This is a genomic window from Oceanobacillus caeni (assembly GCF_019037185.1).
Taxonomy (GTDB): Bacteria; Bacillota; Bacilli; order Bacillales; family Amphibacillaceae; genus Oceanobacillus; species Oceanobacillus caeni.
In genome coordinates, this window is record NZ_JAHHXM010000001.1 from 184,375 (window position 1) to 205,707 (window position 21,333).

Consider the following 21,333-nt stretch of genomic DNA (forward strand, 5'->3'; position numbering starts at 1 on the left):
TAATCTCTAGTATGGGCAGGAAAAAAGCTTTTCAGACCATTGGCAGATTAATTGGTAAGGAATAGCCAATAGGCTTTAAGGGTATAGTTAAAAGATATAGAAGAATACATATTAGAGGGGAATTTTACTGTGATTCAGATTTTAGCTGTAACTTCTGAAAACAAGAGAGTTTTAGAAAGGGACTTAGATAATTTCGAAACCCATAAATATAAATGGTGGTGGATTGACTTTAATAAGCCCACTGAAGAGGAAATTGATAAATTAAAATCCGTGCTCTACTTCCATCCACTTGCTATAGAAGACTGCATCCAAGGACAACAACGATCCAAAATGGACTATTATGATGATTTTTCATTAGTCATCACCCATACAGTTGGTGAATTGAAATATAATCAACATGAAATTGGTTTCTTTCTTGGGGAGCATTTTATTGTCACGTTCCACCTAACCGATTTGGCCGAAGTTAATTTAGTTTGGAATAACTTGATTAAACAAGAAAAGATGGATCATTGGGATGAATTCCGTGTCTTTTATGAAATTTTTGATAAAGTGGTAGATAACTTTTTTCCAATCATTTACCACTTAGAAGAAGAAATTAATGTCGTGGAAGAAAATCCTCATCATTTGGGCATGGATATTTTATTGGATCAATTATTCGATTTAAGACATGAACTACTCAAATTACGGCATACAATCAATCCGATTCGTGATCTGCTGTACCGTATCTTAAATTCACATCATCTCGTAGGTATTCAGGGTCGCAGAGAATACTTCATGGATATCTATGACCATTTACTCAAGCTTTCTGAAATGGTTGATTCGAATCGCGACGTTACGAACGATATTCGAGATAATTTCATTTCCATTAACTCCTATCAACAAAACCAAGTGATTCAAATTTTAACGGTTATCACTTCGATTTTTGCACCATTAACCTTTATCGCAGGAATTTACGGAATGAACTTTACATATATGCCTGAACTTAAATGGCATTACGGGTATTTTATCGTTATTGGATTAATGATAGTTTTGACCATTATGATGATATTATGGTTTAGAAAAAAAGGGTGGTTTTAGAAGGTAAGCTATATAGAGTATAGGAACTTATAATGGAAATGAGTTCCCAAACTTGGCTAAAATCTAGAAAATGGGTACTCATTAAGGTTATCAGTGCCCAAACAAGATTAAAAATTTGGAGTAGGGTCACTCATTGAAGTTATGAGTGACCTTACTCAATTAAAAATCTAGGGAATGGGCGCTCATCGTCGTAATGAGTTCCCAAACTCAATTGAAAATCCAAAGAACTGGCTCTCATAGACGTAATGAGTGCCTGAACATAATAAACATAGATAGAATTATTTTCCCGCCTGTTTTTCCATGAAATATATAGCACTAGATATTAAAAACGTTTTTGTTTCTTTCTGGAAGAATCAGCTTTTTTCCTTCCAGTTTCCCTATTTGTTGTTCCTTGCCCTTCTACATCTGGTGAACCTAAACCATGTGTTAGTGGATTAACTTTTCTTTTGGACATTGTAATCACCTCCAATGTTAGTGTTCCTTAAAATAATGTGGTTATGTTACTTTAGAAAAATTGACATTCGCTATAAATCTTGGCAAAAGTCTCAATTCCCTTATGCAAAGAGTTTTCTTTTCTATCATCTAAACGGAAAAGACGATCCATTTTGTTAGATCGCCTTGTTTAATGCTATGGAAATGATAAGTGCCATTTTACCAGTCACTCTTCATTAGATTTTTCTATTACCCGATACTTATGATGCGCTACTACTGTATTAGAATAGCCATGATTTATTTCCTCTAGTACTTTAAAGCTCGTTGATGATAAATCAACAATGATACTATTTTCCGCGTTTGAGGGTAATGCAATCCCTTCCAAAATAATATTATTTCGTAAAAATTGAACAACATCCCCCGGCTTTGCCTTTTCTTTATCCCCTTGAAATGCTTCTACCTTTCTCCTTTTCACTTTCTCCACAATAGTCACCCTTTTTCCCATTGTATTTTTCCCCAAAATCATCCCTTTACAATATTGCCCATTAGCTGTTGTTTTTTTATTCATCTGCGTATTTTAATCGCTTTTAAGTTTCATCCCAAGTATACTATCATCCTATGTAAAAAACAGAACTTATATTCTTTTATTTCCATACGTATGGTGTTTGTTGGTATACATAGTAATTTAACCAGTTAGAGAAAAGCAGATGACTATGTGACCGCCAAGTATGTAGTGGACGTTTATTTACATCATCATTAGGAAAATAATTAACAGGTATATCTATATCTTTCCCACGTTCTAGGTCACGGTGATATTCATCTGAAAGTGTCATTGCGTCGTACTCCAAATGTCCAGTTATCATAATGTTTTTTGCATCTCTAGATATGATAATAAACGGCGCATCTTCCTCTGATTTCGAAAGTAAAAATAAATCTGGATGTGATTCAATTGCTTCTTTTGAATTACCGGTATGCCGAGAATGTGGAGCTTGGAATACTTCATCAAATCCTCTCACTAATTTTACTGTTGGATCTGCTATGGTATGTTCGAATACCCCGAAACATTTCCTAGGTAAATCATATTTCTCAATTCCGTAATGATAGTACAATGCGGCTTGTGCTCCCCAACAAATGTTTAATGTCGATGTAACATTTTCCTTTGCCCAATCCATAATTTGAGTAAGTTCATTCCAATAATTTACTTTCTCAAATTCCAAATGCTCAATGGGTGCACCAGTAATAATTAATCCGTCATATCGATTATTCTTTACTTTTTCAAAAGTTGTATAGAAGGAATCTAAATGATAACTACTCACATGAGTAGAGCGATGGGTCGCTGTCCTTAAAAAAGTAATATTTACTTGTAATGGCGTATTACCCAATAGTCGAAGTAACTGTAATTCTGTTTTTTCTTTTTCAGGCATTAAGTTTAAAATTAATATATTAAGTGGACGGATATCTTGTGTAAGCGCCCTATCCTCATCCATTACAAATATTTTTTCCTTATTTAATAGTTCACGGGCTGGCAATTGTTTTGGTATATTAATCGGCAACGAACATTTCTCCCTTCCCCAAATTATCTGAATGTTATATTCCATTATAAATTTAAAGTAGCCCCATGTCACCCTTCGATTCCTATACATTTTTGTCGAAAAATATCTTTTACAGTCTAAATAACAGAAGAGAAGTAAAAATTCACTTCCCTTGGTTTAACTCCCATTCCCTATTATAATCGGGATTGATGAAACAATAAGAAGGTCTTGTAAATTTCCCGCTAAAATTATGAAAGCCATTCAAACATATGTAGAAAAACAAACTTCTTTCGAAAAGCCAATAGAATTGGGAAGGACAATTGGAATTAGAAAAAAGTGAAAACTAGGTGATAAAAATCCTTCCATATTTTACTGAAAGATTTTTTATAAAATTTATGTATATTTATATATAGGATTGTGATATACTATTATTAACTTATTGATGTTCGTGTGCAATATTAGAAAACTTGGCATTCGCCAAGCCTTAGGTGAATGCCTAGTTGCACTTAAGCAGAAAGAAGGTCTCATGCTTTCCTTTCTGCCAAGTACTTAAATACTTCTTCAAAGTAATTATGGTCTTGGTTATCTAGAACAGAAATTAGTAATAAACGTGCCGTGAGCACATGGAGGAATTTTCTATGAACAAAGGTTCAGTAAAATGGTTTAACGCAGAAAAAGGTTTTGGATTTATCGAAGTTGAAGGTGGAGACGACGTATTCGTACACTTCTCAGCAATCCAAGGCGACGGTTTCAAAACTTTAGAAGAAGGTCAAGAAGTTTCTTTCGATATCGAAGAAGGTAACCGTGGACCACAAGCAGCTAACGTTACAAAACTATAAGTTGCATTCACATAAAAAGCTCTTCTCATTATTGAGAAGGGCTTTTTATTTATCTTCCTATTATATTTTAAGAAGGTGAAAAAATTGATAGAAATATACACGGATGGGGCGTCTAGTGGAAATCCTGGGCCTAGCGGGGCTGGTATATACATAAAAGCAAATAAAAAACAATATGAATATGCCATACCTTTAAAAGATTTATCAAACCATGAGGCCGAGTTTTATGCCGTTATTAAAGCTTTGGAAATCTGTAAAAATGAGTTTCCAGGTGAAATTTTATCATTTCGATCGGATTCCCAAATCGTCGTAAATACCATTGACCGTGATTATACGAAAAACAAAACATTTCTACCTCTGTTAGAAAAGGTTAGAGAACTATCCACCCATTTTGCTTATGTTTTTATTAAATGGATACCAGAAAAACAAAATGGAAATGCGGATAGGTTGGCAAGAAAGGCAATTCAAGATCAAAAATAGGGCAGTTTCTATTTAGAACTGCCCATTAATTAGTGATCAATCTCTTTCTCTTGCTTTCTGTGTATCTCTAATATTCTTTTGAACGGTGATAGCTGCAAATATGCTGAGAACAAATGCCATTCCATAGAATCCTTTCTCACTTAAGACCATACTTCCTGCATTGAATAGTCCAATACCAATTAATGCAATTGCGATAATCAGTGCCAACCAACTAATACCATAATAAATACTAGTAACTGGTACTCCCTCATCTTTATCCCTTACTGCTTTTTGTAAGGATACTGCTGCATAAAGTCCGAATACTAATACTGCAAAGTAATATCCCTTTTCGTTTAGCTGCATTGCTTCAGCATTGAATAAACCAATTAGATAAGCTGCAACACCTATTAAAAGCGCTGCCCAAGACGCCCCTTTGAAAGCTGAGGTCGGTTCCCCCTCTCTTCTTTCCTCTTTTATTTTTACATCGCTTTCTTTATTTAATAATCCCTCATCTTGACGTTCCATGAATGATTCCCCCCATTTTTTATTTACGACCGACTCTTAAGCTGCTCTAATACCCCACTTAGAACATACATTAAATTCTTGATAGTTTATCTTATGCAAAAGTGGTAATACATTATATGGATTTGCTACCAATAAATGTAAGATAATTTTATTTTAATTATTTAGGCAAAAGAATAACCAAGAATTGTACTATTAACTAAAGAGATCGTGCTTTCTTCCCGTACATTAACTTAATATGAACATCATAGGATGTACCTTCTTCTATATGATTAGGATCATCTGATACTTCAAGCAGTTCCTTTAATTGAATAGGCTTTTTTTGATTGGCTTCAATCGTCATTGGATATGGGCCTGCCAGATTCATAAGTGACTCCATTCGTACCCCATCCTCCATGTACGGGGAATCTATAAATTCTAATTCAAAGGACACATCTTCATTGCTTCGATTATGTAAAACAAGATGACATTCCCCATCCAATAGATCTTGACCCACAGATTCAAAACTACACTCGCCATTGTTATCGTATGAGATGGCTGCAATGCCACTTGCTAATGTTTCTTGGTAGATGGTAATAAGAATATTAGGCAAAAATGAATACACAAGGACAACGATGATTATGGTACGCCAGTGATATTTTTTCATGCCAATACCAAGTAATATCATGGCGATTACAAATAAAACGGATCCAATGATACCAAGAAAAATATATCCATCATGATTGCTAAGTGGGAACGACATGAATGTAAAATGCGCTCCTAACATGGCATTATTAGGAATGGGAAATATAAAGACATACATATAGCTAAAATAACAAACGAAATAATGAGTGCCAATTTGCTTCTTATCATCCAATTCCTCCTCTCTTAATCGTATTTAGCGAACTTATTTAAACAACATCTCCCCTTTTATTTCAAACCAAACATTTTCTACTGTAGCTATAACGATGATTGCCAAAATAAAGGCTGCTCCACAAAGTAAGATCTTGTTTCGTAACCTAGCATTAAAGCGCTTATACAACATGCCTATGAGAATGACAATTGACACAAAAATAGGGAAACTGATGCATATCGCTATTATGTCAACAATCGAAAATGGTTTACTTATGTATGAATCAGAATAAATATTCAGAACAAGAAGTGCTAGAAACAATATGAATTGATAAACAAAAAATCTAATCCGGCTCATAATTGGCTCCGTTCTATGGGTTGTTATAAAAAGTATAAATCATTAAGAAAAAAAGAATATACTTTTATTTTAAAAACAGTAATCCCTTTAAATACGAAATAGCAGAATCTTTGTTTTTCTGTATAATATTAAAATCCTGGTAAATCTATGTTTACCAGGATTCCAAGTTGCTTTTCGTTCAAACACTATGAATATGTTTTGTACCCAAAAAGGGAACCTATACCCCTTTATAATCTATTATTGTTTTCCTTTTTTAACCCATTCGGCAACCGTTACGGTACGTTTCGCCTGATGTTTCACTGCAGCTTCCACATCTTCTACCATTTTACCATCTTGATCCACTGTTACGCTTGTTCCGTATGGGTTTCCACCCGCACTAAATAGGACTGGATCTGTATAACCTGGTGTTGCAATGATTGCACCCCAATGCATCATAGAAGTATATAGCGATAACAATGTTGCTTCTTGACCACCATGTGGGTTCTGTGCTGAAGTCATCGCACTGACAACCTTATTGACCGTCTTACCATTTGCCCAAAGTCCGCCTTGAAGGTCTAGGAACTGTTTCATTTGAGAAGCTATATTTCCAAATCGTGTAGGTACACTAAATATGATTGCATCCGCCCATTCCAAATCATCTGAAGTTGCCACCGTTACGTCTTTTGTAGCTTCCACTGTTGCTTTCCAAGCTGCATTTGCTTCAACCACCGAATCTGGTGCTAACTCTTGAACTTTTAATAAACGAACTTCCGCACCTGCAGCTTCTGCTTCTTCTTTTGCCCATTTAGATAGTTGATAGTTTGTTCCACCCATTGAATAAAAAATTACAGCTAATTTAATGTTTGACATATTTTCAATTCTCCTTTGGTGTTCCAAGTATTTTTTATTAATCCCATATATTTCACCATTTTATTATTCCCGATTATCAGGAATAATATTTATTTGATTCATATAACTTTGAGATATTTGTAGTTAATTACAATGCTACCCTTTAGCGTTTCCTTCCTTAAAAAAATAAGCAGCTCAACTCATACGTGAATTGAACTGCTATGTTTATTATTTAAAATACAATCGTTTTATTTTCATGAACAATAATTCGATCTTCTAAATGCCATTTTACTGCACTTGCTAATACACTACGTTCAATGGATTGGCCGATTTTTTTCATATCGCTAGCATTATCACGATGATCAACACGGCCAATATTTTGTTCTATGATTGGACCTTCATCTAGGTCACCTGTTACATAATGGGAAGTGGCACCAATCATTTTTACTCCCCGAGCATAAGCACGTTCGTACGGTTTCGCCCCAATAAATGCAGGTAAGAAGGAATGATGAATATTGATAATTTGGTTTTTAAAATTTTTCACAAAGTCATCTGTTAGAATTTGCATGTAGCGAGCTAGTACAATTAAATCGACTTCATACTCTTTTAGTAATTGCTTCTGTTTTTCTTCAACTTCTTGTCGAATGTCCTTATTAGCAGGAATATGGTAAAAAGGAATTCCAAGGGATTCCACCATTTCACGACATGTATCATGATTACTTATAACTAATGCAATATTAGCCATTAAATCTCCACTTTGGTATTCCCATAATAATTCTAGTAAACAATGTGGTTCCTTCGATACGAAAATCGCCACATTCTTCAATTGACTAACATACATAATTCTCCAATCCATATGAAATTCTTCCGCAATTGGTTGAAAATCTTTTTCTATTTTATTGGCATTTTTCATAAGGTTAGGACATTCAAATTCAATTCGCATAAAAAATTGTCCACCCTCTGGATCCATTGTATATTGGTCAGATTCGACAATATTCGCCCCTTGTTTAAATAAAAATTCCGAAACAGTAGAAACAATCCCTGGTTGATCGGGACATTTAATTAAAAAGCGTGCTTTGTTTTCATTTTTTTCTGTAAAACCTTTAATTCTATCTTGCATATAACTATTCATATTAAATACCTCATTATTTTCCGTGTACTCGATCGCGTAATAACGCTTTCTAATATTACTTTATGAAATTCTCGTTCTCTAGTCAAGACGATGTTCATTATGTTTGTTATAATATCTATTAAATTGTTGCAAGTTTGGGGGGACTAGAAGTGGATCCATTAGATATCATGATGAATTTAGACCACGTTATTCCATATTATCAACCTATTGTAAGTGCAGATACTCGTAAAGTGATTGGCTACGAATTAAAAGCTTATTACTTAACCGAGGATGGTGAAAAACAACGTCTAGATTGGTTTTTCAAAGATAGTTCCATCCCACATGATTTCCGATTAGAAGTCATTACTTGTATCCAACAAAAAGCACTAGATTATTATTTAGAAACTGATAAAACCGTCCTTTTATTTTTCAGCTACGATGCGGAATTACTTTATGAAGACGATGGTGAGACGATCCTTTCGCTTTTACAATCCTACGAAAGTAAAGGGCTCGATCTAAGTAAGATTGTTCTAGAATTGAAGGAAAAACAAATAACAGAAGAAGTATATTCTCTCAATTCCTTATTTAAATACATAAAAACTCTAGGAATCCAAATCGCTTTTGATGATGTCGGAAAAACAAGCGGGAATTTGGATAAACTTACTTATTTCGAACCAAATATCATTAAAATCGATGTCAGCTTTTTGAAAGAAGATGCGTTGCCACACTTATATAATGATGTCCATTATTCCATTTCCATGTTAGCACATAAAATGGGATCTACATTACTTTTTAAAGGAATCTCCACGTATAATCAATTTAATTATGCGTGGCGAAACGGTGGAAGATATTATCAAGGGCGTTACTTGGCAAAGTCAAATCCACAATTTGTAGAGAAAGATACGTATAAGGATATCATGGAGAGGGATTTTCAACTATTTGTTAAATACGAAAAGAAAAAAATGAAAGCCCAACTACAACTTACTACTGATATCCAGCAATTATTCAAGCAAACCTTGCAAGATATAGATGCGAATGCACCACATGATGAAATTATAATTACCATTGGAAATGCATGTAGTCCTTTCGCCTTCCGAGTATATATTTGTAATGATGAAGGAATACAGTTATCTTCCAATGCGGAAAAGAATCGTGAAGGTAATTGGGAATTAATTCCAGAGGGCAGACAGAAAAACTGGAGTTGGCGTCCTTACTTTTTTGAAAGTATTGTACGGATGAATGTAGAGAAAAAAGGAATCCTCTCCAACTTGTACACGGACATTGATCGAAATGAACAAATTCGTACCTATTCTTATCCAATTTCAAAGAATAAATATATTTTTATGGATATACCATATGATTATTTATTTGAACAAGAAGGGCTATTGTGAAAAACAAAGGTGGAAGCGCCCGTTTAGCGACGTACGGACTGGACTGAGCCGCAGGAGATAAAGGAAACACGACGAACGGAGTGAGTCGATGTTGACTTATCGTACGGAGGTGAAGGAAGTCTCGCTAGTCGCTGGGCGCTGGAGCCGGACGTGGCTATTTCTGTACCTAAGTTATCCAACGCCATACAAATTTTATAACAAAAGCCCTTTTTCATTTATCTATTTTGAAGATTCAATGAATGTGCTATATTGTTAATAATGTGAAAGGGGTTTTTCGGTATGGAGATAGAGCGTTCAAAACAGCAGACAAATAAGGTGTATTCATTCTTATTAATTAGTGGTATTGTTTTAATCGCATTAAATTTAAGGCCAGCTATTACATCTGTTGGGCCTATTATTGGTTCTATTCAAGCAGATGTTGGTTTATCAAGCTCCAGTGCTGGATTATTAACAAGTTTACCAGTCATTGCATTTGCGATTATGTCACCGTTAGCACCAAGTTTAGCAAATCGGTTATCTAATGAATGGGCAATGTTAATTGGATTACTTATGTTATTTATCGGAATTAGTATACGTTCCAATTCTATTGTAATCCTTCTTTTTTCAGGAACTTTATTAGTCGGACTAGGAATAGCGGTATTAAATGTATTATTGCCTAGTTTTATTAAGGATAAGTTTCCTCATAAAATAGGTTTAATGACTAGTTTATACACAACAGCAATGGGAGTTATTGCTGCAGCTGCCTCTGGTCTCAACGTTCCAATTGCGGATGGATTAAATCTCGGTTGGAAAGTCGCTTTATTTATATGGGGAATACCTACGCTTCTTGCACTATTTAATATTTTCTATTTGGCACGAAAGGGAAATTCTGACCAGCATATGGAGAGAAAGTTTATCCGCACGAATAAAAAAATGTGGAAATCACCTCTAGCTTGGCAAGTTGCTATATTCATGGGTACGCAGTCGTTTTTGTTTTATTCAACGATTTCATGGTTACCTACCATTTTAAATGACCAAGGGGTTAGTATGGCTACAGCGGGTTGGATGTTATCTTTCACACAGTTTATAGGACTTCCTGCAAGTTTTCTCGTTCCAGTTATAGCAGAAAAGTTTCGTAATCAACAGGGAGTCGTTATTTCTATCATTATTAGTTCGTTTCTTGGTTATGGGGGACTTTTATTAGGTACAACAACTACAATGATGGTTATTAGTTGTACATTTATCGGATTTACGCTAGCTGGAGCTTTCTCACTGGCTTTAACATTAATCGGACTTCGTGCAAGAACGGCAATTGAAGCCGCGGAATTATCAGGTATGGCTCAAACACTAGGTTATTTACTTGCCGCAACAGGTCCGTTATTAATCGGTTTTCTGAACGATATTTCCAATGGATGGACGCTTCCTTTAATTGTCATCTTAATAGACTCTGTAATTGTTCTTATATTTGGACTAGGTGCAGGCCGTAATAAATATGTATAAGTTTTTAGATTGAAAGGAATTAACATGTTAGTTGATTCCTTTTTTATGTGCGGTACAATCGCCTAAAACCTATAATTCTACTTTTTCAATTAAATTCTATACTAAATTCTCCTAGATAATTCTACTATTTTTAGAAAAAAATGGTATAATAGATTTATTATTGACAAGTTTAGTAGGAGGAAAGTGAAAATTGGCGAATAAAAAAGTAATCATGTCGGTTACAGCAGGTGCAGCAATTGCATCGGCTATGGTCGGAGCGGATCAAGTTGAAGCAGCATCTCATAAGGTACAGAGCGGAGATTCACTTTGGACTATTGCTCAGAAACACAATACAACAGTAACGAATTTGAAAAAGATAAATAACTTAACCTCGGATTTGATTTTTCCAAATCAAGTACTAGAAACAGGTTCAGCAAGTTCTTCAGCCAAGGATACTGCATCGAAAAAACAAGAAAGCTCAAAAAGCACTTCTAATACATATACAGTTAAAGCTGGGGACACTTTAAGTGGAATTGCGTCAAGACATAATATATCCCTTACTAATTTAATGAAATGGAATGGATTAGATACTACTCTTATCTTCCCTGGAAATGTGCTAACTGTAAGTAAACAAGAATCTCAAAATACGAAAACAAGCGGAAAAAAAGAAACTAAAGTCAGCTCTTCTACTGTTTATTCCGTTGTAGCTGGAGACTCTCTTTCTAAGATCGGTGCAAAGTATAATGTCTCTGTAGCTAATCTAAAGAAATGGAATAATCTAAGTTCTGATTTGATCTATGTTGGTCAAAAATTAAACATAGCTGGTAAATCTAGTAACAATTCTTCAACTAGTACATCATCTTCGGCTAGTAAACAAGATGGAAATAAAGCTTCTGTATATACGGTCAAATCAGGAGATACCCTTTCTAAAATTGGTAAGGCACATGGGGTTAGTGTCGCTAATCTTAAGAAATGGAATAGCTTATCGTCTGATATGATATACATTGGACAAAAATTAAGCATTGGTGCTACGAAAGAGAAATCAACTGGTTCTGTAAAAAGTACAAAGACTGGCTCTTCTACAAATACAAATGTAGACTACGATGTTAACAAACTAGTTAGTGTTGGAAAAAGTTTAATAGGCATCCCTTACAAATGGGGCGGTACAACTACTAGTGGATTTGACTGTAGCGGATTTATTTATTACGTATACAATCAAGCTGGAAAGAAAATAAATCGTCTTTCTACGGATGGTTATTTTGAACGCTCTTATTACGTGAACAATCCACAAGTTGGGGATTTAGTCTTCTTTTCAGGAACTTATCGATCTGGTATTTCTCATATGGGAATCTATCTTGGAGATAATAAATTCCTCCAAGCTGGTACAAGTTCCGGTGTATCTATTGTAAGTTTAGATAATCCTTATTGGAGTAAGCATTTCGATAGTTTTAAACGATTTTATTAAAGTTAGAAAACGAACATCTTCGTTAGTATCTGATCGAGGGTGTTCGTTTTTCTTTTGGGTAATCCCAGTTTAGCTGGGGTAAAGAAGACTTTCATCAGTGGGGTTTTCCTCTTCATCCCCCACTGATAGTTAGTCGTACTTATCGGACCTTTACGGGAAGTTGATCTCCCACTTACTTTCTTTGTTTCCCCAGAAGTTTGAGGTGGGAGTCTTACTGCTCGTTTAGGTGGGATAAAACATTAACTAAAGATAAAAAACAAAAGCTGTCGGGGGACGACAGCTTTTGTTTTATTTAACGAAGAGACAGCAGTTAGGTACTACTATCTTTTTCACTTATGACTTGGAGGTTATGTAAGAAGAATGTGGGCTAACTTTCTAAGGAACACCTTTTCATCTTTGACCAAAAATATGAAACGAAGGTAATAAGTATTATTTTTACCGCATACAAATAACAACTAATTCATAGAATCAGCCAGTATTCTTTCTGATGTTATTGATAAATGATAAGTATGATTATGAAAATAATATTATTCTATTTAATTTTACAAAAGGTCCCTTAGAATAGTTTGAATATGTGAAATGGATATTTAGTATTTTGACAGAAGTTGTTCTTTGAAGGCCAAGAATAAAGTGTTAAAAAGGAGTAAACGGTGAATAATTAGTAGAAATCTTTTATTCAGAGGTTTGACGGTTACAATGATGTAACGTCATAATACTGAAATATTGTCCATTCACTCTACACAGTACTGTACTGGCATTCGAGGCAAATGAGGCAATACATCCATTCCGACAATTATTAGTTTTAAAGTAATAGTTTGAATATCCTATCTTTCTGTTTTTTATGTAAGTTTATCTCCTCCTTAGTACCTATTATCTTTATTATAGTATATAAAAGTGAATTGTCAATTGAATTCTAAAAGTTTATTATTTTAATTCCATTTTTACTTTTTTAGTAGGTGTTCAAAAAGGAGGATAAAAAGGTTCGAAGTCGGCTAAATGCGCTATTGCCAGCTAGAAACATCGTAGTGTCATCTTCACCGGATTTTTTTAAAAACCTTTTTTTTATAGATTAGATAACTTTATATTAATCAAGTGAATATTGTTTAATTATCCCATCATATTTATTATCCTTATTTTCAAGCAGCATTTCTACATGAGTATGTCCTATTTTAATATTTCCTTGAATGGGTACACTGGCATTCGCAAGGCATTTGGATAGATGCATAAGAAGATGTTTTCCCAGCAATTAACTCAAGTTTATTCCTATGACATATTCCCCCTTCCATTTCCATAGAATTTATTAACAATTTCAAAGGAGGAGTTAAAATGGAAGAGCTAATCACAAAGGAAATGGTAGAAAGATATTATGAGTTAAATCTGGTAAAGAAAAAAATCGAAGCAGAAATTAACCAATTAAAGAAGATCTTTCATACATATTTTGATAATGAGTATGGGGAGAACGAAAAAAGCGAATTAATCAAAGAACAATATAAACTACAAAGACAAGTTCGGAAAACAGAAAAGTGGGCGGAGAAGGATACCGTGGAAAAACTAGAAGAATTAAATATGAATGATTTAATTCAAATCGTTAAAACACCAGATAGCGAAAAGATTCATGCCGCCATTGAGTTAGGTTTGCTTAAGAAAAGTGATATCGAAGGATGTCTTACGAATAATTATACGAAAGCAATCACTGTAAAAGCGGTTAAATAAAAAGGCTTGTTTCGTAATAAAGTGAAACTCATTCAGTAGGGGGCATCCAACCAGTTAAGGCGGATAAAGAAGAATGCCATCAGTGGGGGTTTTCCTTCATCCCCCACTAATGGTTAGTCGCGCTTATCGGACCATCACGGCCAGTAATTAGTCCACAGTTTAAATATTAACTTTAGCTGAAAACACGATTAATTTCCTCTATTTCATCCTCAGTAAGAGTAACGTCCAGTGTCTTTTGATTTTTCAATACCTGTTCTGGGTTTTTCGCACCTGGAATAACAGCGGTTATCGCGTCTTGGGTCAAATACCATGCAAGAACTATAGAAGCGACTTCAGCATCTTTTTCATTCGCAATGTTACGTAACACTTCTACTTTTTCTAGGTTTTGTACGAAAGCTTCACCTTGAAGATGTGGCATGTTATGTCTTAAATCATCAGCTGGGAATTTTGTGTTTTTATTATATTTCCCTGCTAAGATTCCAGCAGCTAATGGGAAAAATGGAATAAAAGCAATATTATGTTCTAACGTATATGGGAAAAAGTCATTCTCCGCACCACGAGCTAATAAGTTATACTCTCCCTGGAATACATCTACATAGCCATCTTTGTTTGCTTCCTCAAGTTGTGCAGGCGTTAAATTAGATGTTCCGATTCCACGAATTTTCCCAGCATCTTTTAGTTCTTGTAGGGCTCCTACCGCCTCATAAAGTGGAGTTTTACCATCGGGATTATGAATATAGTACAAGTCAATATAATCCGTATCTAAACGTTTTAAGCTAGCTTCAACCGATTGCTTCATGAATTCTGGCGAATTATCAATTTCTACTTTTCCATCCACAATACGTTGAGCACCTTTAGTTGCAAGTACTACTTCACTACGCTTACCTGTTTCCTTAATAGCCTGACCAACTAATTCCTCTGAACGACCAATTCCATAGATGAATGCTGTATCAATGAAATTCATATCATGATTGATTGCGGCTTTCACTAGATCAATACCTACTTGTTCATCCAAATTCGGATATAGGTTATGGCCACCAACAGCATTTGTGCCAAGTCCAATTGGGTTAACCCATAAATCCGTTTTACCTAATTTTACTTTTGTCATTCCTATCATTCCTTCCCTCACTTAAAACTTAACTTAGCAACTTAGCAATCGCTATTAGGTTAGGTGAATGCCTTAGTTGCACTTATACGGCGAGTAATCGGACCCCTAGACGGGAAAGATTTTTTCTCTAACTGCCAAAAGAAGAAGCTGCGTAAAGAAGACTTCCATCAGTGGGATTTTTCCTTCATCCCCCACTGATAGTTAGTCGCACTTATCGCATCTTTAGTGTAGTTGATCTTCTTTTTTACAAAAAGCTTGGTGTGGCAGCCTTACTTCCCGTTTAGTTGGGATAAAACATCCCCTTCTCCATTGTAACCCATCCATCTATCTTATCAATTGTTTTACTCTATTAGAGGATCCGAATAATTGCATTTTTTCTTTTACCACTTCTGTTATAGCATCCATTGCAGGTATTAGGATAGATTGTGGGTTGAACAACTCTTTGTCATTTGTAAGAATTTGGCGTACTGTTTCAGCCCATGCTACATTGCATTCTGTATTTACATTAATTTTAGCGTGTCCTAATTCAATACATTTTTTAATTTGATAATCCGGAATTCCAGAACCACCGTGTAATACTAATGGAACATCCGTTAGCTCTGAGATTTCTTTCATTTCGTCAAAACCTAATTTAGGCTCTCCTTGATATGGACCGTGTACCGATCCAAGCGCCGCAGCTAAAGCATCTACCTTTGATTCTTTCACTAAACGTTCGCATTCTATTGGACTAGCATATTCTACTCCACCAGTTACACCATCTTCTGTTCCACCAACAGAACCTACTTCAGCTTCAACTGAAACACCTTTTCTACTTGCATATGCAACAACTTCACTTGTCATTTTGATGTTTTGTTCAATTGAATATTTCGAGCCATCAAACATTACAGAACTATAACCAGCATCAATGGCTTCCTTACATCTTTCTACACTTAAGCCGTGATCAAGATGCATCACAACAGGTACTGTAATATTCATTTCTTCTATCATTTTTTCAACAGTTGAGGCAATTAAGCGAAAACCACCTAAGTAATCCACGATTCTATCTGAGGAAGCGATAATAACGGGTGATTTTTCTTCTTCTGCTGCTTTTAAAATAGCCTGAACCCATTGAAAATTATTCATATTAAATTGACCAATAGCATACTTATTTTTTGCTTCATTAAGAAGTTCTTTCATAGAAACAAACATTTATATCACTTCTCTCGTTTTTAAAAAATATTATTGATTAATGGACCCCTTTACTTCATAATGTTTGGAAAGCACATCTACCATCGTTTCTTTCGATGTTTTAATCACTTCTTCGGGATTCATTTTATAATATTCCGGTCTAAATAATTCGATGGAACAAGCCTCGCCATGGAATCCAATTTCTTTTAAAGTAGATAAAATTCCATCTAAATCAATTGCACCTTGTCCTGGCCAGCAGCGATCTTCGTCTCTTAAAATTCCGATTGGATAATCATCTGTATCATCGATGTGTAAAAGGAAAATTTTTGAACCATCCGCCTGTTTTAATTCATCTAATCTAGAACCCATACCATGGAAATGGAAACAATCTAGTACCAACCCGACATTATCACGATTAACTTCTTGTACAATTTCATATCCTTGCTTAAACGTATTTACAGTAGCTTGGGGGTGACCGATAAATTCAAAAGCTATTTTAATCCCATAACCTTTAGCTAAATCAGAGAACTCCCTTAACATTTTGACACAACTTTTCTTAATGTCTTCAAGCAGGATCTTTTCCTCAGTTATGTTAGGGACAGCCACAATATATGGTGCACCTAATTTTTTCCCAATCTCGAGCCATTCCTTAAATGTTTGAATAATTTGTTCCTCATCTTCTTTAGATCGATTGTTAAAAAACTCTAACGCGTTAAGTGAAAGTAATTTCAAATGATGAGTACGGAAAAACCCTGCTAAATCATCGAGACTATGATTCTCTAAATAGGCAGGTAATTTCCACATTTGAATTTCAATAAAGTCAAATCCATACTTTTCGCAAAGTTCCAAGTCTTGTTCTAACGTTGCATTTCCTTTCGTAGTTGCGACATTATAAGCTAATTTCATCCTCTACACCTCAACTATCTTCCAAGGGGATAAATTTATAATTAGTTCGTTACAACTTTTTTTGAAGTAAATTCTCGTCAATATATTTCCTTGCTTTAAGTGCATATTCTAATGGATGGGCTTTGGCAGGATCCTGTTCTGCTTCAATGACAATCCAGCCTTTGTAATCGTTGTCAATCAGAAACTGGTAAATTTCCGTAAAGTCAATTACGCCATCTCCTGGTACAGTGAACATTCCCTCTAGGAAAGAACCTAAGAAGGATTTACCCTCTTCTTTACATTGTTTCATTATATTTTCTCTTACATCTTTAAAATGTACATGTTTAATGCGATCCATATGTTTGGTTAAAAGTGTCATATAGTCACCATCTGAAACAAAAATATGACCAGCATCATATAATAGATGAACATGATTTGGATCTGTATTCTCCATTAAACGATCTACTTCTTCTAATGTTTGCACTCCAGTTCCCATATGATGGTGATATGCTAGTTTTAGATTATATGCCTTGGCAATTTTCCCAAGTTCATTTAATCCTTCACATAATAAATCCCATTCTTCATCCGAAAAATATGGTTTATTAGCAAAAACATCTGTATCTCGTAAACCTTGAACGCTATGTGTTTGTTCAGAAACAACGGCTGCATCTGCATTTACTTTTTGTAAGTAATCGCAGTGATCATGAAATGCTTTTGAAGCTTCTTCAATACCATCACGAATAATGTAACTAGAAAACCATTTACTTGCTATTTTAAGGTCACGTAATTGAACTTCCTTATTTAAAACATCAGGTTCTGGAAAAAATCCCCCAACTTCTGTTCCTTCAAATCCACTTATTACAATATCTCCTAACAGATGCCCTAATGTATTGTCTTGACCAATTTCGGGAATATCATCATTTCTCCAACCAATAGGTGCAATTCCCCAATGAATTTTGTTAGTCATCGTTCTTCGCCTCTTTTTCGTACGTTAGATTTCTAAGCTAGTATGATAGTTTCCGACAACAAAGGAATCGTTGTCGGATAAAGAAAACTTCCATCAGTGGGGATTTTCCACCTGTCCCCATTGATGGTTAGTCGCACTTATCGTACCTTTACGGGCAGTTGATCTCCCACTTAGCTTCTCTGTTCCCCGTTAGCTTGAGGTGGGAGTCTTACTGCCCGTAAAGGTGGGATAAAGTATATATATTTAGTACTGTTTTGCTTTTTCAAGCATTTTACTATTTTCTTCATAGGCTTTCTGAATACTTGGTGATTCGGAAACCTCAGCATTACCTACATGCCACCAGTTTTCATAACCCTCCGTCATAGTCTTAGGCAATACTTTAATTTCAATTAAAGTAGATACAGTTTGTTTCTTCGCGTCTTCAATTGCAGCTTTTAGTTCACTGGCAGTATTGACACGATAAACTTTTGCACCATAACCTTCTGCTACTTTTGCATAATCGATATTCATTATTTGATTATCATGGGTTCTGAATTCTGTGAAATAGGTTCCCATTCCATTCCCCATTTGAAGGTTATTGATACAACCAAATCCGGAGTTATCAAATAAAACGACATTGATTTTTTGGTTATATTGAATAGATGTAACCAATTCGGAATGAAGCATGAGAAAACTTCCATCACCAACAAAGGAATAGACTTCTTTTTCAGGTTCAGCTAGTTTGATTCCTAACGCACCAGAAATCTCGTACCCCATACAAGAATAACCGTACTCCACACTGTACGTATTTGGAACAGCTGGATTCCAAATTCGTTGCATGTCTCCTGGAAGAGAACCTGCCGATGTAATGACGTTACTATCTGGATCTACCGCTTCATTTACCGCAAGGAGTGCGGTTGTTTGCGCAAGTTCTGTACCTAGAGCATCTGCATATTCGTTAAGCACTTCTTGAGAGAAATGGTCTTTAATTTCTGGGTCAAAGGATTCACGATTAAATTCAACGTTTGCTAAACGGTTGCGTTCATTTAACCATTCCGCTTTAAGTTCTGAAATGATATCACCAAATTCGGAAACATATCCTTCCAATAATGGCGCCAATTGTTCTAGAGTTGTTTTCGCATCTGCTACTACTTGGAAAGCATCTAATTTATAAGATTGCATACGACTAACATTGATATTTAAGAATTTGGCTTGATCAAAATCAAAAGCAGTTTTGGAAGATGTCGCAAAGTCTGTATATCTCGTACCAATACCAATAATTAAGTCAGCTTGTTTCGCAGCTTTATTTGCAGAAAGTGTGCCAGTAACACCCATTCCGCCTAGATTATTCTTAAATGTTGCTTCAACTGTAGATTTTCCGGCTTGCGTTTCTACTAATGGAATATGATGTTTTTCGGATAGTTCCATTAATATTTCACGAGCACCCGAATATTTTGCACCGCCACCGACTAAAATAAGCGGCTTTTTACTTGCTTTAATTAATTCTATTGCACCTTGAATCTCTCTTTCTACCGGTGCTTTACGGTCTAAATAATGAACACGTTTTTTAAAGAAAGCTTCATCATAATCGTATGCCTCTCCCTCTACATCTTGGGAAATAGCAACCGTTACAGGACCAGCAGTTGCAGAATTTGTCATCACTTCAAATGCACGGATTAGACTAGACATTAACTGTTCAGGTCTAGTTACACGATCCCAATATCTAGAAACTGGTTTTAATGCATCGTTAGTTGTAATTGCTGCACTATATTCCTGTTCTACTTGTTGTAATACTGGATCTGGTTGTCTCGTTGCAAAAGTATCTCCTGGTAAGAATAGGACGGGAATATTATTGGCAAGAGCAGTACCTGCTGCAGTAACTAAATTAGCAGATCCAGGCCCTACCGATGTTGTCACCGCATAAATTTTACGGCGTAACATTTGTTTACTATAAGCGACTGCTGCTAAAGCCATTCCTTGTTCGTTTTTACCTTGGATTACTTTTAAGTGACCAGCTTCTTGTTCAAGAGCTTGACCAATCCCAAGAACATTACCGTGTCCAAATATATTGAAGACTCCCTCTACGAAAGGAAATTCTTCCCCATCCACATGGATATATTGTTGATTTAGAAATTTAACTAATGCTTGAGCAGTTGTTAATCTAATTTTTTTACCCATTCTTTAAATCCAACCTTTCCCTGTAGATTTAACCTTGTTGAGCAATTAAACTTTCGATTTCTTCAACGGTTGGCATTGCTTCAGAAGAACTGTGTTTACTTACAACGATAGCTGCAGATGCACTGCCGAACTTTAACGCTGTTTCAATGTCTTTTCCGTTGACAATTGCGTATAAGAATGCAGAAGCATAAGAATCTCCAGCACCGAAAGTTTTTAATACTTGAGTCTTATAGGCAAGACCTCTGTACACATCTCCGGCTTTCGTATATGCATAAGATCCATCCACACCGTGTTTAATAACAAGTAGCTCCGGACTATGGTTAAATAGATCGTTCACAGTAGCTTCGTTATTTCCTTCGCCCTCTTCAAGGTTTTCCATCATGTCATACTCATCACGAGTTCCGATTACAACGTCGGATTGTTCTGCAATTAAGGAGTAATAGATAGCTGTTTCTTCCTTAGAAGCCCAAGTGTATGGACGGTAGTCTAATTCAAAAATTACTTTTACATCATTTTTTCTAGCTAGGCTCACTGCTTTAATAACCGCTTCACGGGAAGGACTTTTAGCAAGGGCTGTACCAGAAACTAATAAAATTTTGGATTGTTTAATATAATCTTCATTAACTTCATCAGGATTTAAATAAAGGTCAGCAACGTCTTCACGATACATCAAAATACTGCATTCTTCTGGGCTTTTAATTTCTGTAAAAGTAAGACCTGCTTTATGTCCCTCTTGATCCACAACCATGTTAGAAGTATCAATTCCTACTTCACTCATGTATTGCTTAATGAAGTTACCATGTTGATCATTAGGAATTTTTCCGATAAATCCTGCTTTTAATCCTAATTTTGAACTTCCGATGGCAATGTTAGCTGGCGATCCGCCAACATATTTCGTAAAAGTCATGGTTTCTTCCATTGGACGGTTATATTCTGCTGCATTAAGGTCGATACACGCACGGCCAATTGCAATAATGTCATAGTTTCTATCTTGGTTGAATTCAATACTCATTATGTTTACCCCTCTCAAAAAAGA

The 21,333-nt window shown here is 35.3% G+C and carries 21 protein-coding genes; 8 read left to right on the top strand and 13 right to left on the bottom strand.

Annotation, left to right across the window (positions count from 1 at the left end; all coding sequences use genetic code 11):
• Positions 1-129 precede the first annotated feature (129 nt).
• The gene (gene corA / locus KM885_RS00810; protein ID WP_216883413.1) at positions 130-1,077 is read left to right on the top strand and encodes a magnesium/cobalt transporter CorA; all 948 of its coding nucleotides are present in this window, start codon (positions 130-132) and stop codon (positions 1,075-1,077) included.
• A 322-nt stretch (positions 1,078-1,399) separates the two neighbouring features.
• Here the strand turns inward: corA and KM885_RS00815 are convergent, their stop codons facing one another.
• From KM885_RS00815 to metA, 3 genes are all read right to left on the bottom strand, one after another.
• Positions 1,400-1,531: a YuzL family protein gene (locus tag KM885_RS00815; RefSeq protein WP_083452488.1), complete on the bottom strand. Its 132-nt coding sequence runs from the start codon at positions 1,529-1,531 to the stop codon at positions 1,400-1,402.
• A gap of 204 nt (positions 1,532-1,735) precedes the next feature.
• A complete protein-coding gene (locus KM885_RS00820) occupies positions 1,736-2,014 on the bottom strand; it encodes a DUF2187 family protein (protein ID WP_216883414.1) in 279 nt (92 codons plus the stop codon).
• A gap of 139 nt (positions 2,015-2,153) precedes the next feature.
• The gene (gene metA, locus KM885_RS00825; RefSeq protein WP_047184108.1) at positions 2,154-3,062 is read right to left on the bottom strand and encodes a homoserine O-acetyltransferase MetA; all 909 of its coding nucleotides are present in this window, start codon (positions 3,060-3,062) and stop codon (positions 2,154-2,156) included.
• A 617-nt stretch (positions 3,063-3,679) separates the two neighbouring features.
• Between metA and cspD the strand changes: the two genes are divergently transcribed.
• On the top strand, positions 3,680-3,880 hold the full coding sequence (gene cspD, locus KM885_RS00830) for a cold-shock protein CspD (protein WP_047184109.1): 201 nt from the start codon (positions 3,680-3,682) through the stop codon (positions 3,878-3,880).
• Positions 3,881-3,964: 84 nt separating this feature from the next.
• Positions 3,965-4,357: a ribonuclease HI family protein gene (locus KM885_RS00835; protein WP_060667744.1), complete on the top strand. Its 393-nt coding sequence runs from the start codon at positions 3,965-3,967 to the stop codon at positions 4,355-4,357.
• A gap of 36 nt (positions 4,358-4,393) precedes the next feature.
• Here the strand turns inward: KM885_RS00835 and yiaA are convergent, their stop codons facing one another.
• A complete protein-coding gene (gene yiaA / locus KM885_RS00840; RefSeq protein WP_060667745.1) occupies positions 4,394-4,861 on the bottom strand; it encodes an inner membrane protein YiaA in 468 nt (155 codons plus the stop codon).
• 196 nt (positions 4,862-5,057) lie between these two features.
• Positions 5,058-5,714 carry a hypothetical protein gene (locus KM885_RS00845; RefSeq protein ID WP_244986862.1) on the bottom strand — a complete coding sequence of 219 codons (657 nt, stop codon included), beginning with the start codon at positions 5,712-5,714 and terminating at the stop codon, positions 5,058-5,060.
• Between the two features lie 91 nt (positions 5,715-5,805).
• Between KM885_RS00845 and KM885_RS00850 the strand changes: the two genes are divergently transcribed.
• Complete coding sequence (locus tag KM885_RS00850; RefSeq protein ID WP_165589174.1) at positions 5,806-5,982, top strand: hypothetical protein; 177 nt, start codon at positions 5,806-5,808, stop codon at positions 5,980-5,982.
• Positions 5,983-6,284: 302 nt separating this feature from the next.
• On the opposite strand, the gene wrbA is transcribed toward KM885_RS00850, so the two are convergent.
• Entirely contained in the window at positions 6,285-6,896 is a 612-nt protein-coding gene (gene wrbA, locus KM885_RS00855; protein ID WP_047184113.1) for an NAD(P)H:quinone oxidoreductase, read from the bottom strand.
• 211 nt (positions 6,897-7,107) lie between these two features.
• Positions 7,108-8,007 carry a formyltetrahydrofolate deformylase gene (gene purU, locus KM885_RS00860; RefSeq protein WP_060667747.1) on the bottom strand — a complete coding sequence of 300 codons (900 nt, stop codon included), beginning with the start codon at positions 8,005-8,007 and terminating at the stop codon, positions 7,108-7,110.
• Positions 8,008-8,156: 149 nt separating this feature from the next.
• On the opposite strand from purU, the gene KM885_RS00865 reads away from it, so the two are divergent.
• The 4 genes from KM885_RS00865 to KM885_RS00880 all read left to right on the top strand — a co-directional run bounded on the left by KM885_RS00865 (position 8,157) and on the right by KM885_RS00880 (position 14,013).
• Positions 8,157-9,377, top strand: coding sequence for an EAL domain-containing protein (locus KM885_RS00865; protein ID WP_216883415.1), 1,221 nt, complete (start codon positions 8,157-8,159; stop codon positions 9,375-9,377).
• A gap of 279 nt (positions 9,378-9,656) precedes the next feature.
• Entirely contained in the window at positions 9,657-10,856 is a 1,200-nt protein-coding gene (locus KM885_RS00870) for a CynX/NimT family MFS transporter (protein ID WP_060667748.1), read from the top strand.
• Between the two features lie 190 nt (positions 10,857-11,046).
• Positions 11,047-12,300, top strand: a complete 1,254-nt coding sequence (locus KM885_RS00875; protein ID WP_240473207.1) for a C40 family peptidase — start codon at positions 11,047-11,049, stop codon at positions 12,298-12,300.
• Between the two features lie 1,326 nt (positions 12,301-13,626).
• Entirely contained in the window at positions 13,627-14,013 is a 387-nt protein-coding gene (locus tag KM885_RS00880; RefSeq protein ID WP_216883416.1) for a hypothetical protein, read from the top strand.
• 172 nt (positions 14,014-14,185) lie between these two features.
• Here KM885_RS00880 and KM885_RS00885 read toward each other — a convergent pair whose 3' ends face one another.
• The 6 genes from KM885_RS00885 to iolC form a co-directional block, all read right to left on the bottom strand.
• Complete coding sequence (locus KM885_RS00885; protein ID WP_216883417.1) at positions 14,186-15,121, bottom strand: aldo/keto reductase; 936 nt, start codon at positions 15,119-15,121, stop codon at positions 14,186-14,188.
• 324 nt (positions 15,122-15,445) lie between these two features.
• Complete coding sequence (fba, locus tag KM885_RS00890) at positions 15,446-16,309, bottom strand: class II fructose-1,6-bisphosphate aldolase (protein WP_216883418.1); 864 nt, start codon at positions 16,307-16,309, stop codon at positions 15,446-15,448.
• 30 nt (positions 16,310-16,339) lie between these two features.
• Positions 16,340-17,194 carry a sugar phosphate isomerase/epimerase family protein gene (locus KM885_RS00895; protein ID WP_216883419.1) on the bottom strand — a complete coding sequence of 285 codons (855 nt, stop codon included), beginning with the start codon at positions 17,192-17,194 and terminating at the stop codon, positions 16,340-16,342.
• A 49-nt stretch (positions 17,195-17,243) separates the two neighbouring features.
• Positions 17,244-18,140, bottom strand: a complete 897-nt coding sequence (gene iolE, locus KM885_RS00900) for a myo-inosose-2 dehydratase (protein ID WP_216883420.1) — start codon at positions 18,138-18,140, stop codon at positions 17,244-17,246.
• A 243-nt stretch (positions 18,141-18,383) separates the two neighbouring features.
• Positions 18,384-20,297: a 3D-(3,5/4)-trihydroxycyclohexane-1,2-dione acylhydrolase (decyclizing) gene (gene iolD, locus KM885_RS00905; protein WP_216883421.1), complete on the bottom strand. Its 1,914-nt coding sequence runs from the start codon at positions 20,295-20,297 to the stop codon at positions 18,384-18,386.
• A 28-nt stretch (positions 20,298-20,325) separates the two neighbouring features.
• The gene (iolC, locus tag KM885_RS00910; protein ID WP_216883422.1) at positions 20,326-21,309 is read right to left on the bottom strand and encodes a 5-dehydro-2-deoxygluconokinase; all 984 of its coding nucleotides are present in this window, start codon (positions 21,307-21,309) and stop codon (positions 20,326-20,328) included.
• Positions 21,310-21,333: the final 24 nt, after the last annotated feature.